The sequence below is a fragment of the Halorubellus litoreus genome (assembly GCF_055378595.1).
Map to the genome: position 1 here is coordinate 248,290 of NZ_AP043834.1, position 13,158 is coordinate 261,447.

A 13,158-nucleotide genomic window follows, 5' to 3' on the forward strand; every position below is an offset into this window, starting at 1 on the left:
GCTAGAGGTCTGGTCGTCGGTTGAGGGTGCTCTCGCCGGGCAGGTCGGCGCTCCGGTCCTCGGTCCCGCCCGTGAACTGTCTGCGGAACTTCCCGGGGTCGGCGTCGAGCGCTCGCGCGGCGGTACTGCGGACGACCTGGGGTTCGGTCTCGTCGCCTGCGATGGCGTCGAGGCGGTCGCGGGCGCGGTCGTCGTCGACGCCGGCGAGCAGGTGCGCGCTCCACTCGCGGAGGCGCTCGCTCTCGCTCTCGGTCGCGTCGAGGAGGTCGGGGAGCAGGGCTTCCCCGCGGTGCTTGTACAGCGAGACGAGTGCGTTCCGGACGACGGCGTGGTGGTCGTCGTCGAGCGCGCGCTCGATGCGGACCTCGTGCGCACCGCGGTCGATGCGGTCGAGCGCGACGACGGCCTCGGCGCGCACCCACGGGTCGGGGTCGTCGAGCGCGGCGCTCGCCGCCTCGGCGGCGCGGTCGCCGCCGAGCTGCCCGAGCGATTCGACGGCGAACTGGCGGACGTCCGCGTCGTCGTCCGCGAGCCCGTCGGCTGCGAGCGCGTCGACGACGCCCGGCGTCCGGGACTCCTCGCCGAGCGCGAGCGCGGCGCGGCGGCGTTCGACCGCATCGCCCTCCCGGAGGTCTCGGACCTTCTCGGTGGCGTCCGCGCCGACGAGCGGCGCGACGTCGGTCGCGGCGAGCTCGCGCGGCGTCGCCTCCCCGATGGTCACGTCCCGGTCCACCTCGATGTCCTCGAGGCCCGCGGGCTCCTCGCCGAACCCCGGGCTCTCCTCGGGGTGGACGCGCGGGTCCGTCGGGCCGTCGGTCGCCTCCTCGGGGTCGCGCGTCATGCCGACACCTCCGTCGCTGCGTCGGTGGCGTCGGCGGGTTCGGCCTGTCCGAGCGAGTCGGCGTCGCTGGCGACGAGGAGCGCGCCGAGGACCACCGCTGCTGCGGCGGCGGGCGTCGCCGGAACCCCGGCGGCCGCGAGCACGAGAGCGCCGGCGGCGAGTGCGAGGGCTCCGCGGCGAACCCCGGCGACGGTCGCGGCGACGACGCCGCCGGCGGCGGTGGCGACCAGCACGTGGGGACCGCCGACGACGCCGAACCCGACGAGGAGCGCGCTCCCCGCGACGTAGGGCGCGGCCGCGGTCGCCCAGAGGACGGCGGCCCCGACGCCGATACCGGCGCCGAGCGCGACGCGGTCACCTCGGAGGCGGACGACGAGCAGCGAGAGCGCGGCGAGCGCGGCGACGCTCCCGGCCTCGCGGAGCCCAGCGGGGAGGACGCCCGTGGTGCTGCCGAGCGAGAGTGCGACGGCCGCGACGAGCACGGCGGCGACGACGCGGACGCGGGCCTCGCGGTACGTCGAGGGGACGCCGAGTGCGCCGGCGAGCGCGAGCGCGCCACCGGCCGGGACCGCGAGGGTCGCAGGGAGCGCCGCGCCGTCCGCGACCGTCCCGAGGGCGCCGAACGCGGCCGCGAACAGACAGCCGACGCGGACCGACGCGGCGTCGTGGTCGAGGCCGACGGCTGCGAGCGCGACCGCGACGGCGAACGCGCCCAGCACCGCGACGCCACGGAGGACCCCCGGTCCGACCGCGAGCGGGTCGAACGGGACGTTGTGGAGCACGCGCAGCGCGGTGACCGCGGCGGTCGCGAGCAGCGCACCGGCGGCCGCGAGCAAACGCCGGTCCCGTCGCGACGCGACGACAGCGCGGACGCCCCCAGAGCGCGTTCGCGATTGCGGGTCCGAGGTCACCTCCGGCGAGGACTCCGCGCTCACGCGCCCTCACCTCCCGCTTCGTCCGCCGTCGTCCGCCCGGCGCCGACGTCGAGCCGGTCGTCGAGGTCGTCGACGTCCGCCGAACTGAACGCGTCGAGGAACCGCGCGAGCCGACCGTAGATGCTCGTCCCCGGCTCGTCGTCGAGCGCCTCGCGGAGTCCGGAGACGAGCACGCTGAGGTGGCGGTCGTGGAAGTCCAGGCGCGCGCGCCGGGCGCCCTCGACGTCGACGGCCGCGTCGACTGTCGGTGCCGCGGCGGCGACCCGGCAGAGGTAGCCCGCGAACTCGAGTTCCAGCCGGACGTGGTCGTGGTGCCGGCGCTCGTCCTGGTCGACCTCCACGCCGAAGTACTCGTAGGCGCGAGCGAGGTCGAGGTTCACGTCGTTCCACGACACCTCCGACCGGTACGCGGACTCGTAGAGGGACACGGGCGGGCCCTCGCTGTGGACGGTGCCGTCGGTGCCGTCGACGACCTCCGAGTACCCGACGACGAACAGGTCGTTGTACCGCGCCGCGAGCGTGTCCCGGTCGTCGTCGACGGTGAGGTCCGGCGGGGCCACGTCGAGGCCGGTGCGGTCGACGAGCGCCGCGAACTCGTCGTCGAGCGACCCGTCCGCGAGCGCCGCGTACAGGTCCTCGTCGGGTTCGGTGAACGTCCGCGCGGCGAGCGCGTACACCGCGCCGCGAGCGCCCGTCTCGGTGTCGACAGCGTCGGCGAGTGCGTCCGCCTCGGCGTCGGCCTCGTGGTTCGTCGCCACGGTCAGTCACCTCGCGTTCGCCGGACGCCCTCGACCGTCACGAGCGTCGTGAACACGATAGCGACCCCCGCGACAGACCAGAGGATGGCCTCGTACGGCGGCCCGCCGGTGTCCGGACCGAGCGCGAGGTAGTACCACTCGCTCGTGGACTTCTGGCCGGAGCGTTCCATGTTCGAGCCGTTCCAGACCGCGAGCGCGACGTCGACGTCGCGGTCCGTCGGGATGGTCGTCGCGTTCGTCTGGTCGGCCGCGAGCGGCCGCGAGAACACGACGTGCCAGCGGCCGTCCGCGTGGGTCGCGTTCGCCCGCACGCTCGACTGCTCGAACTCGGTCGTCGACCCGGGGCCGCCCGCGAGCAACTCCTCGGTGTCGCCCGTGGCCGTCCAGTACCAGACGTTCACCGGGTTGCTCGAAGAGCCCATCGCGAGCGGCGGCCGCGAACTGTGGTTCACGGGTACCTGGACGGCGACGGCGTCCGCGAACTCGCGGACAGCGTCGGTGTCGCCGTCCGCGGTCGCGTCCCGCCACGACACCCGGACGTAGAGCCGGTCGTCGGTGCGTGCGACCGAGAACTTCGCCTGCTCGACGGTCACGTTGCTCGCCTGCGGGACCCCAGCGCCCGCGCTGCTCAGCGGTATCGACGCCGCCGGGACCTCGCCCCACGCGTCGCCCGTCGGCTCCTGGAGGTCGCCCGCCTCGGTCTGGTAGGTGACGGGGACCTCGTACGCCGGCCGTGCGTCGACGAGCATCGGCGCGAGCGCCGCCGATCCGACGAGCACGAGCGCGAGGACGGCGGCGAGCGTGCGCTCGCTCGGCGCGCCGGGGAGCGCGTCAGTCCTCATCGTCGAACACCTCCAGGCGGTACTGGTCGTCGTTGTTCACGGTCGAGAGGATGTCCATGAGTTCCGACTCCTCGCCGCGGCGGACGCGGTCGCGCTCGCGGTTGATGGTGTTCAGCGCCTCGTTGACCTTCGGCCCGAACAGCTCCTCGAGGTAGTTCCGCGGGATGCGCTCGGCGTCGAGCGTCTCCCCGCTCTCTGACGTCTGCGGGGGCGCGAACGGCGGGATGTAGTACACGTTCGGCTCGGTGCGGTACTCGGGGTGCAGGCGCACCGCGACCTCGTACTCGTTCACGAGCTTGTGGATGGGGCCGTCCTCGTCGTCGAGGAAGCCGACGTGCCGGAGCTGGGGCGGACAGTCAGCCGCACAGCTCGGCGGCTTCACCTCGCCGTCGGGCCCCTCGCCCTCGATGCGCGGATAACAGAAGATGCACTTCTCGCTCGTCTTCTGCTCGGCGTTGTAGAACACCTTCTTGTACGGGCAGCCCTCGACGCAGTACCGGTAGCCGCGACAGCGGTCCTGGTCGACGAGGACGATGCCGTCCTCCTCGCGCTTGTATATCGCCGAGCGCGGACACGCTTCGACGCAACTCGGGTGCGTGCAGTGATTGCAGATGCGCGGGAGGTAGAAGTAGTACGAGTTCGGGTACTCGCCGGCGCCCTCGTCCTCGTCCCAGTTCGGCCCCCAGTCCGCGTTCTCCATCGGCCGCAGGGGCTCGTCGCTGCCCTCGTACATGATTGCCTCGTGGTTGAAGTCCCACGCGCGACCGTAGTCCTCGCGCTCCGGGAGGTCGCCGGGCGACCGCTTCTTGCCGTCTTCCTGCCAGCCGCCGCCCATGTCCTCCCAGTCGCGGGGGTATCCGGAGCCGGGCTTGGTCTCGACGTTGTTCCAGTACATGTACTCGCGGCCGCCGGACTCCGTCCAGTTCGTCTTGCACGCGATCGTGCACGTCTGGCAGCCGATGCACTTGTTCAGGTCCATCACCATCGCGACCTGATGGTCGATGCCCTCCGCGACGTCGACGGTCGAATCGTCGGATTTGCTCATCAATCGTCACCTCCGAGGAGTTTCCGGACCTCCGCAAGTGGCCCGTCGGCGTCCGACTCGTCGTCGAGCGAGCGGTCCGCGAGCGCGTCCTCGCCGAGCGACGACGCGTCCTTGTTCACGACGTCCGCCGCGCTCCTGGTGTTCGACCCGCTCGCGACCTTCTCGACCTCGACGCGGACGTCGCTGTTCACGCCGGTCGGCCCCCAGTAGTTCGGGAAGAAGTACAGGTGCTCGCCCGTGTCCTCCGGGTACTGCACCAGTTGGGTGGGCTTCATGTACATCGGGACGAGCGAGTTGAAGTTCTTCCTGTCCGGGTACTGGAAGCGCTCCCAGCTGAAGTAGTGCCGCGCGGTGCCGCGTTCGCCGCTCGGGTAGATCTTCGCCTGCACCTCGACGCTGTCGAGGTCGTTGTAGACGCGGACGGTGTCGCCGTCCTCGATGCCGCGCTCCTCGGCGTCCTCCGGGTTCAGGTACACGGTGGGTTCGCCGCGCTGGAGGCGCAGCATCTTCGAGTTGTCCCGCCACGTCGAGTGGATCGACCAGCGGCTGTGGGGCGTGTTGTACCCGAGCGGGTACTCGGACTTCTCCTGCAATACCGGGGCGTCCTTGTGCGTCGGGAGCGCCTCGCCGAGTTCCAGGAACCAGTCGTGGTCGATGTAGTACTGCTGGCGGCCCGTGAACGTCGGCCACGGCTCCTTGTCCTGCACGTAGTCCTGCCAGGGCGTGTACGCCTCGCCGTCCTCGATGTCGCTCGTCCAGTGGTCGCCCGCGGTCAGGAGCCGCCGGGGCTGCTCCTCGACGTCGTCGAACGTCAACTGCTCGTCGCTGCCCTCGGGATTGCTCTCCTCGCTGTGTTCGAGGATGAACTCGGCAGCGGCCTTGTCCTCGGCGAGCGCGCCGGGTTCCTCGTCGAGCCAGTCGCGAACGTAGTCGTCGTGGACCGACTGCAGGTCGATCTCGCGGTCGAACTTCCGGTCGTCGACCGGGTCGACGCCGCGTTCCTCGGCGACCGCCTGTATCTTCGCGGCGAGCTCGCGGAAGATCTGCCAGTCCGTCTTCGACTCGCCGAGCGGTTCGACCGCGGGCGTGAACGGATGGACGTAGGTGTGCATGTCCGTCACGCTCAGGTCGTGCTTCTCGTAGTGACTCGCCGCCGGGAGCACGATGTCGCTGTTGAGCGCGGTGGAGTCCATCCGGAAGTTGACGTCGACGACGAGGTCGAGTTTCGGCCAGAGTTCCTCCTCGACGGCGACGTTCCCCTTCGCCTGGTTGAAGTAGTTCCCGCGCCAGCAGAACATGATTCGCGGGTCGGGCCGCGACCCGTCCTCGCGCTCGCTCGGGTAGAGCGGCATCCAGTCCTTCTCGATGGCCTCCTCTATCTTCGCCGCGGTCTCCGGGTCGGTGTTCTCGAGGATGCCGGCGTGATAGTACGTCCATAGCGTCGTCGGGACGCCGCGGACGCTCCCGGTCGGGAACGAGAGCGTCTTCCAGCCGTGGAACGTCCAGATCTTCTCCTGGCCGACGTAGTGGTCGAGCCCGGTGCCCTGCCGGCCGAGATTCCCGGTGAGCGTGACGAGGAGCTGGATGGCGCGGTTCCCGAGGTCGTTGTGGTACCAGTCGTTCACGCCCTTCCCGTGGATGATCTTCGCGCGGTCGACCTCGGCGAACTCGCGGGCGATCTCCTGGTGGGTCTCGCGACCGACGCCCGTGATCTCGTTGACGGTGTCGGGGTCGTAGTTCGCGAGTTCGTCCTGGAGGTTCAGCCAGACGGTCCGGGTCGACACCGTCCCGCCGTCGGCGGTGTCGACGTCGCGCTCGACCGATAGCTGCGGGTCGAAGTCGAGTTCGATGCTCGCGTCCGGGTCCTTCTTGCCGTCGCGTTCGCCGAGACTTCCGGGCGCGGTGCGGAGGTCGCCGTCGGCGTCCTGCATGACGAACACCTGGTCGGGGCGGTCCGCGTCCACCTCCAGGCCCGCGACCTCGCTCGCGCGCAGGAACTTCCCGGTGTCCTCGCGCACGAGGAGGGGCATGTCGGTCTGCTCCTTCAGGTGCGGTTCATCGTAGAGGTCCTCGTCGACGATGGTCCTGGCCATCCCCATCGCGAGCGCGGTGTCGGTGCCGGGCTCGGGCCCGATCCACTCGTCGCAGTGGATGGCGGTCTGACTGTAGTCCGTGAAGATGCCGACGCGCTTCGCGCCGTCGTACCCGGCTTCGAGGAAGTACTTCGCGTCCGGGATGCGCGTGACGTTCACGTTCGACCCCCACGCGATGATGTAGTCGGCGTTGTACCAGTCCGCGCTCTCGGCGTTGTCGGTCTGGGTCCCCCACGTGATGGGTTGGCCCGGCGGGAGGTCGCTGTACCAGTCGTAGAACGAGTGACTGACGCCACCGAGGAGGTTCACGAGTCGACTCCCGGACGCGAAGCTCACGGGACTCATCGCGGGGATGGGCGTGAACCCGCTGATTGCGTCGTACTCCTCGTCCTGGACGGTGTCGACGACCTCCTCCGCTATCTCCGTGAGCGCCTCGTCCCACGACACCCGCTTCCACTTCCCTTCGCCGCGCTCGCCGACGCGCCGGAGCGGGTGCGTGACGCGCTGGTCTGCGTTCACGTAGTCCGAGAAGCACGCGCCCTTCTGGCAGCCCCGCGGGTTCGGGTCCGGGAGGCTCTCGTCGAACCGCGGGTAGTCGCCAGCCTGCTCTTCGCGCCACACCTGGCCGTTCCTGGTGTAGACCTGCCACGAGCAGCTCCCCGTGCAGTTCACGGAGTGCGTCGACCGGGCTTTCGAATCCCAGTCCCACTCCTCGCGGTAGAGGTCCTCCCAGTCCCGATACGGATACGACCCGATGGGGTCGTCGACGACCTCCAGTCCGGTCATCTCCGCGAGGTCGTCCGCGACCCCGAGGCCGGACGCACCGACCACAGACGCGACGCCGAGGCCCTTCAGGAAGTCGCGTCGGACGAGGCCGAGGCCGTCGCTCGCCGCGTCGTCGGGCACCGCGTCGTCGGTCGTGTCGCGCACGCCGCCATCCGTGCTGGTTGCGTCGCCGGTGCGGTGGTCGTCGCTGGGTCGGTCGTTCTCGCTTTCGTTACGCTGGTCGTCGCTGGGTCGGTCGTTCTCGCTTTCGTTGCGCTGGTCGTCGCTGTGTTCGTGGTCGGTCATTGTTCGTTGACGAGTACGGTCGCTAGTCCGAGCGCGACGCCGAGCGTCGCGTACGCGATACCTGCGAGCGTGCTGCCGCCGGTCTCCAGGCCGAGCGCGACGAGCGCGACGCCCGCGAGCTTCGTGATGCGGTCGAGCCAGCGGTACCGGCGCGCCGAGAGCGCGACGGTGCGGTCGGCGGTCGCGTCAGTCATCGTCCACCTCCGCGTCCTCGGCCGCGTCTGCGTCGGTCCCTCCGTCATCTCCTTCGTCGCTTTCGTCGTCCCGGAACCCGCCGAGGGTCGCGTAGACGACCGTTCCGGCGGTCGCGGGGACGAGGACGAGCGCCGCGATGAGGTACGGTTTCAGTGCGGCGGTCGACGTGTGGAGTATCTCGGCGAGGATGACGTCCATCCCGGCGATCGAGGCCACCATCACGAACGTCACGCCCGCGATACCGACCGCGGTCGGGAACGGGCGCTCCAGGGGGTTCGCGGTGAAGTGCACGGGTTCGGGTTCGCGGTCGACGAACGGCCAGACCGCGACCGCCGCGAACACGAGCCCCGGGAGCGCGAGGCCGCCGACGAACTCCGAGCTGACGTGGACGCCGAGGACGTCGAAGCTCAGCCACGACGGCGTGAGCTTCAGGAACCCGTACCCCCACATGAGGAACCAGTCCGGCATGATGAGGCTCGGCGTCGACGCCGGATCCTGCGGGCCGTACTCCGCGATGTTGTGCACCGGGAGGAATCCCGCGAGCAGCGAGAGGGTGGCCATCGTCAGGAAGAACACGACCGCGCTCACCGCCGTCTGGTTCGGGAACGCCGGCAGCCCCACGACGACGGTGTCGTCGTCGCGGTCGACCCTGGTCGCGGTCCCGCCGTCGCTGGCGGTGGCGTCGCCGCCGGTCGCCCCGTCGCTCGCGGCGGCCGGTTCGGGCCCGACGACGTCCTCGTCGCGCTGGGCCTCCGTGTGCTTCTGTTTCAGGAGGATGAGCATGTGGACGCCGATGAGGCCCGCGATGACGACCGGGATGACGAGCACGTGCAGGAAGAACAACCGCGGGATGGTCGCGCTCGACGGGAACGACCCGCCGAAGACGATCTGCGCGAGCGGGTCGCCGACGAGCGGGATGGACTTCGCGACGTTGAAGCCGATGCCGACCGCGGTGCTCGCGAACTCGTCGAACGGGAGCGCGTACCCCGTGTACGCCGCGAACATCGACATTCCGGCCAGTCCGGTCCCGACGAGCCAGTTCGGCTCGCGGGGGTTCCGGTACGCGCCCGTGAAGAACACGCGCAGCATGTGCAGCGCCATGGAGGCGACGAACAGGTGCGCCGCCCAGTGATGCATCCGCCGGATGAGCATCCCGAACGGGACGTCGTACGTGATGTTCAGGACGCTCTTGAACGCCGCTGGGAGCTCCTCGCCCTGGTACTGCGCGACGCTGCCCTCGTACTCGACGGCGGTCGTGCTCGGCTCGAAGAAGAACCCGAGGAAGACGCCGGTGGAGACGAGGACGAGGAAGCAGAACAGCGCGACCTCGCCGAGGAGGAACGAGTCCTCGGCGGGGAACGCCTTCCCGAGGTAGTCGCTGGCGTCGTCGAGGTCGAGCCGGGAGTCCGCCCACTCGTAGGCGGCTTCGAGTCGCGACATCGCTACCCACCTCCCGCGCCGACTGGCGCGTCGAAGTCGCCGGTGGCGACCAGGTAGCCGTCGCTCGACACCGTGATGGGGAGTTGCGGGAGGCCGCGGGGCGGCGGGCCGCCGACGACGCTCGCGCCCGTGGTCGGGTCGAACCGCCCGGAGTGACACGGGCAGACGAGGACGTCGCCGTCGCGGTCCGCGACCATGCAGCCGGCGTGCGTGCACACCTTCGAGAACGCGGCGTACCCGCCGACCGTGTACTCGCCCTTGACGTCACCGCCGTAGACGTCCTCCTCGAACCGCACGAGGATGGTGGGCGCGTCCTCGATGCCCGGCCGAGCTTCGGGGAACACCGTCAGTTGCTCGCCGGGCTTCAGCCGGCCCTCCTCGATGCGGTTCCCGTCCGCGTCGACGAGCGCGATGCCGTCGGAGTACACGGGGCCCTCGTACTTGCGGTCGAACACCTGCGTCAGCCCCGAGACGGGCGCGACGAGGCTGCCGAGCGCGGTGAACCCGCCGACGGTCGCGAGGACCTTCGCGTAGTCCCGGCGGCGAAGTTCGGCGCGAGCGTCCTGCCAGAATCGCTGGTAGATGCTCGGCTGAATACTCGAACCGTCGCCGTGCGGGCACGCGTCGCAGTCGCCGCCTTCGCTCGACGCGAACGCGCTACCGTCGGCGTCCTCGCCATCCGGGCGGGGGTACGATTGGTCGAGGAGGTGTTCGCGAGTCGGTTCCGGCGCGTCCGCGTGGTTGTCTTCAGTCATCAGTGATCCCTCCGTTCTGCGACCTCGACGTGCGGCATGAACCAGGCGTAGTACGACACCGTGAGCCCGGTGAGGCTCATGAACATCCCGAAGACGTAGATGCCGAAGAACTGGGTGCGGGCGAGCGTGAGGTACTCGGCGGTGAACAGCGCCGCGAACGTGATCGCGAGCACCGTCAGGCCGCCCATCGCGACGAGGCCTTCGATGGCGTCGCTCGGCGCGTGGTACTCGACGACCCAGCGGTCGCGCGTGGCGAGCCACGGGAACGTCGTCTCGGTGCCGCCGTCGGCGGCGGCGACGTCGGTCGTCGCGGGCTCGGTGGCATCTGGCCGCGCGGCGTCGTTCATGAAGCGGTGGAAGAACGCCAGGAGGGCGACGAGCGCGAGCAGCGCCACCCACACGATGACGCCGACCTGGCTCGGCGAGAGCTTGTTCGGGGTGTCGACGAACCCCTCGAGGGGCCGTATCTCGTTCACGCTGTGGTCGATGCGTATCTCCTCGCTCGGCGGTTCGCCGTGCGCCGCGACGTACCACGTCGGCGCGAGCACGGCGAGCACCACGAGGACGATTACGAGCGTTCGTCTGTCCATAGGTCTGAGTGTGTCATTGGTGGTTGGCGAGCGGTCCGCGACCACGTCAGTGCGACGTGGTGGTCCTCGTCGCGCCGCCCTCGGACGCCCTCACACCGGACTCGTGTCCGGTCGTGACGCGTGAGGGCCGGGTGGCGCGACGTCCTGCGTGCGTTCGTACACTCGCTGCCGTCGGGTGTTGGAGATGGGACCGCACTATCGCGGTGTTTTATAAGCGCTCACGCGTGGTCGTGCGCTCGTCGGGTGCTCGAACGACTGTGCCGTCCGCGGGTTTCTCGACCACCTACGGGTAGACGTCGGGAGCGAGACCCCGTCGGTCTCTCGGCGAACATCTTCGGCGGAACGCCCGTGCTCGACGGCACACGACATGGAAGTATGTTCGGTATCGGCCGCGAGCGCGACGACGACACGTTCGACCGCGCGGACGTCTTCGAACCGGCGCACCTCCCCGACCCGGGGTCGTTCCTCGGCGACGTCGACGTCCTCGTCGGCGACGAGCACCTGGCCGTGCATCGGCTGGCAGCCGAGCTCTTCGAGGAGCGCGGCGTCTACGACGTGACGTTCGGGTACAACCTCGCGCGACTGAACCGCGACCGCCGGCATCCCGACGCCGGGTTCCGGTACGGGACCGAGGTCCGTCGCGCCGATGGCACCGCGGACGACGGCGACGAGTCCGCGGACGACGCCACCGTGAAGGGCGACGACGCGGCGCCGACGCGAGTCCTCCGCGCGGAGTTCACGCCGACGACCGAGTTCTGTCCGCAGAGCGAACAGCTCGCGACCGGCGCGTTCCGGGCGTGGAACGGCCTCGGTGAGCGCCACGAGTTCGACGTGGTCGTCGTTCGCGTCGACGGCATGCACCAGGAGAGCGCGCGCATCAACGCCGCGCTCGCCGAGTTAGACCCCCGGAGCGTCGACGCGAACGCACCGTCGACGGCGAGTGCGGACGGCGGACGCGACGGCGAGTCGTCGCCTGCAGGCGGGTTCGAGTCGCCGTTCTAACGCTAGGCAGGTTCGAGTCGCCGTTCTAACGCTAGGCAGGTTCGAGTCGCCGTTCTAACGCTAGGCAGGTTCGAGGCGGCGTTCTAACGCTAGGCAGGTTCGAGGCGGCGGTCTAACGCTAGGCAGGTTCGGGTTGCCGTTCTAGCGGTCGGTATCGACCTCGCCGCGGGTTCGTCGTGGCGCGAGCGCACCGAGGACGACGGCGTGGACGCCGCGGGCGGCGTGGTGGTGGACGACGCCGACGAGGTTGCCGGCGAACGCGAGCACGCCGACGGCGGCGAGCGTTCCGGCGAGTGCGACGAGCGCGTCGGGGACTGTGAGGACGCTGGCGGCGAGCGCGCCGAGGAGTGCGACGACGACGAGCGCGAGTTCGCTGCGCGCGACCCGCGCGTCGTAGAGGTCGTCGATGCTCGGCACGGGCTCGTACCCGAGGCGGTCGCTGTAGCGTTCGACCCAGACGAGGAACGGGACGACGTGATAGCTCGTGCCGGCGACGACGAACCCGACTGCTGCGACGAGCAGGAGCGGGCCGACGTCGGGTGCGCCGAGGAGCGCGTCGGGCGCCGTCGGGTCCGAGAGCCACGCCGGGGCGCTGGCGGCGGCCCAGGCTGCGAGCGCGAGCGCGGCGACGGCGTACCGGCGCTGGAGGGCACCGGGCTCGACGCGAGCGTGCCAGAGCCGACGCGCGAAGACGACGGCGAACGTGAACGCGCCGAGGACGACGAGGACACCGCCGATTCGGGCGACGACGACGGCGTCCGCGAATCGACCGGCGGCGAGCGCGAGCACGCCCACGGGATGTGCGACCGACTCGACGCGGCGGCAGCGGTGGTCGAGCGCGTCGAGGTCGGACTGCGTGAACATCGGCGCGAGCTGGTAGAGCGCGCCGTAGACCGTCGTGAGAATCGCACCGAACACCGCGAGGGCGACGTGCGCGCCGCGAGCGGCGGCTTGGTCGACGCCGAGCGCGGCGAGGACGCCGGTCGCGTAGTTCCCGGCCATGAGGACGCCGAGCGTCGAGAGGAGGACGAACGCCACGAGTGCGACCGCGAAGTGGCCCTCGGTCGTCCCCGGGTCGTCGACGGTCAGGAGCGTCCGCGCGAGGTTGTACGCGAACGCGAGGAACCCCAGCCACATCGCGAGCGCGCCGGCGAGTAGGAGCCACCACGAGGTCGTCGCGAACGCCACCGCGAACGTCGCCACGCCACCCCCGACGAGGACGAGTTGGAGGTTCGCGAGGCGTCGCGAGTACAGCGTCGTGCCCGCCCACACGGGGACGAACTGCGTCATCGCACCGAGGATGGTTATCGCGATCCAGCCGACGAACAGGAGGTGGACGTGCGCGAGGTGCGCTACGCCCGGAACCGCACCGGCCGCGTCCGCGGCGCCGACGAGCACGCCGGCGACGAGGAACGCGAGCGCGACGACCACGTGCCGGAGCGGTACGGCGGTCGGCGGCCCACGCGTCGCGTCCACGGACCCGAGTATCGCGCTCATGTACCACGGTACGCTCGCGACGACCCTCCCGGTACTCCCGAACGCGTTCGGCCGCAGCCGGCGATTCCACCACGAGCCCCGGTCGTCGTGGACG

12 protein-coding genes are annotated in these 13,158 nt (G+C 70.5%); 1 reads left to right on the forward strand and 11 read right to left on the reverse strand.

The window, feature by feature from the left end; all coding sequences use genetic code 11:
- Position 1 precedes the first annotated feature (1 nt).
- Genes ACZ48X_RS01105 through ACZ48X_RS01150 form a run of 10 tightly spaced genes read right to left on the reverse strand, consistent with a single transcriptional unit; the run spans position 2 to position 10,565 of the window.
- A complete protein-coding gene (locus ACZ48X_RS01105) occupies positions 2 to 841 on the reverse strand; it encodes a HEAT repeat domain-containing protein (RefSeq protein WP_336351420.1) in 840 nt (279 codons plus the stop codon).
- A complete protein-coding gene (locus ACZ48X_RS01110; RefSeq protein ID WP_336351419.1) occupies positions 838 to 1,776 on the reverse strand; it encodes a hypothetical protein in 939 nt (312 codons plus the stop codon). Before ACZ48X_RS01110 ends, ACZ48X_RS01105 begins: the two co-directional genes overlap by 4 nt.
- Positions 1,773 to 2,534 carry a molecular chaperone TorD family protein gene (locus tag ACZ48X_RS01115; RefSeq protein WP_336351418.1) on the reverse strand — a complete coding sequence of 254 codons (762 nt, stop codon included), beginning with the start codon at positions 2,532 to 2,534 and terminating at the stop codon, positions 1,773 to 1,775. The genes ACZ48X_RS01110 and ACZ48X_RS01115 overlap by 4 nt, the downstream gene beginning before the upstream one ends.
- 2 nt (positions 2,535 to 2,536) lie before the next feature.
- The gene (locus tag ACZ48X_RS01120; protein ID WP_336351417.1) at positions 2,537 to 3,376 is read right to left on the reverse strand and encodes an ethylbenzene dehydrogenase-related protein; all 840 of its coding nucleotides are present in this window, start codon (positions 3,374 to 3,376) and stop codon (positions 2,537 to 2,539) included.
- Positions 3,366 to 4,421 (reverse strand): nitrate reductase subunit beta, encoded by a 1,056-nt coding sequence (narH, locus tag ACZ48X_RS01125; RefSeq protein WP_336351416.1) that lies wholly within the window; start codon positions 4,419 to 4,421, stop codon positions 3,366 to 3,368. The genes ACZ48X_RS01120 and narH overlap by 11 nt, the downstream gene beginning before the upstream one ends.
- Complete coding sequence (gene narG / locus ACZ48X_RS01130; RefSeq protein ID WP_336351415.1) at positions 4,421 to 7,585, reverse strand: nitrate reductase subunit alpha; 3,165 nt, start codon at positions 7,583 to 7,585, stop codon at positions 4,421 to 4,423. Before narG ends, narH begins: the two co-directional genes overlap by 1 nt.
- Positions 7,582 to 7,779: a hypothetical protein gene (locus ACZ48X_RS01135; RefSeq protein ID WP_336351414.1), complete on the reverse strand. Its 198-nt coding sequence runs from the start codon at positions 7,777 to 7,779 to the stop codon at positions 7,582 to 7,584. Before ACZ48X_RS01135 ends, narG begins: the two co-directional genes overlap by 4 nt.
- A complete protein-coding gene (locus ACZ48X_RS01140; RefSeq protein ID WP_336351413.1) occupies positions 7,772 to 9,220 on the reverse strand; it encodes a cytochrome b in 1,449 nt (482 codons plus the stop codon). The genes ACZ48X_RS01135 and ACZ48X_RS01140 overlap by 8 nt, the downstream gene beginning before the upstream one ends.
- A gap of 2 nt (positions 9,221 to 9,222) precedes the next feature.
- A complete protein-coding gene (locus tag ACZ48X_RS01145; protein ID WP_336351412.1) occupies positions 9,223 to 9,975 on the reverse strand; it encodes a QcrA and Rieske domain-containing protein in 753 nt (250 codons plus the stop codon).
- Complete coding sequence (locus tag ACZ48X_RS01150; RefSeq protein WP_336351411.1) at positions 9,975 to 10,565, reverse strand: hypothetical protein; 591 nt, start codon at positions 10,563 to 10,565, stop codon at positions 9,975 to 9,977. The genes ACZ48X_RS01145 and ACZ48X_RS01150 overlap by 1 nt, the downstream gene beginning before the upstream one ends.
- Before the next feature lie 375 nt (positions 10,566 to 10,940).
- Between ACZ48X_RS01150 and ACZ48X_RS01155 the strand changes: the two genes are divergently transcribed.
- A complete protein-coding gene (locus tag ACZ48X_RS01155) occupies positions 10,941 to 11,567 on the forward strand; it encodes a hypothetical protein (protein WP_336351410.1) in 627 nt (208 codons plus the stop codon).
- Between the two features lie 141 nt (positions 11,568 to 11,708).
- Here ACZ48X_RS01155 and ACZ48X_RS01160 read toward each other — a convergent pair whose 3' ends face one another.
- Positions 11,709 to 13,064: a hypothetical protein gene (locus ACZ48X_RS01160; RefSeq protein WP_336351409.1), complete on the reverse strand. Its 1,356-nt coding sequence runs from the start codon at positions 13,062 to 13,064 to the stop codon at positions 11,709 to 11,711.
- Positions 13,065 to 13,158: the final 94 nt, after the last annotated feature.

What these genes read in the sequence shown, in the direction of transcription:
- ACZ48X_RS01145 (WP_336351412.1), bottom strand. Translation starts at nt 9,975, where the DNA reads ATGACTGAAGACAACCACGCGGACGCGCCGGAACCGACTCGCGAACAC.
- ACZ48X_RS01150 (WP_336351411.1), bottom strand. Translation starts at nt 10,565, where the DNA reads ATGGACAGACGAACGCTCGTAATCGTCCTCGTGGTGCTCGCCGTGCTC.
- ACZ48X_RS01155 (WP_336351410.1), top strand. Translation starts at nt 10,941, where the DNA reads ATGTTCGGTATCGGCCGCGAGCGCGACGACGACACGTTCGACCGCGCG.
- narH (WP_336351416.1), bottom strand. Translation starts at nt 4,421, where the DNA reads ATGAGCAAATCCGACGATTCGACCGTCGACGTCGCGGAGGGCATCGAC.
- ACZ48X_RS01105 (WP_336351420.1), bottom strand. Translation starts at nt 841, where the DNA reads ATGACGCGCGACCCCGAGGAGGCGACCGACGGCCCGACGGACCCGCGC.
- ACZ48X_RS01140 (WP_336351413.1), bottom strand. Translation starts at nt 9,220, where the DNA reads ATGTCGCGACTCGAAGCCGCCTACGAGTGGGCGGACTCCCGGCTCGAC.
- narG (WP_336351415.1), bottom strand. Translation starts at nt 7,585, where the DNA reads ATGACCGACCACGAACACAGCGACGACCAGCGCAACGAAAGCGAGAAC.
- ACZ48X_RS01160 (WP_336351409.1), bottom strand. Translation starts at nt 13,064, where the DNA reads ATGAGCGCGATACTCGGGTCCGTGGACGCGACGCGTGGGCCGCCGACC.
- ACZ48X_RS01120 (WP_336351417.1), bottom strand. Translation starts at nt 3,376, where the DNA reads ATGAGGACTGACGCGCTCCCCGGCGCGCCGAGCGAGCGCACGCTCGCC.
- ACZ48X_RS01135 (WP_336351414.1), bottom strand. Translation starts at nt 7,779, where the DNA reads ATGACTGACGCGACCGCCGACCGCACCGTCGCGCTCTCGGCGCGCCGG.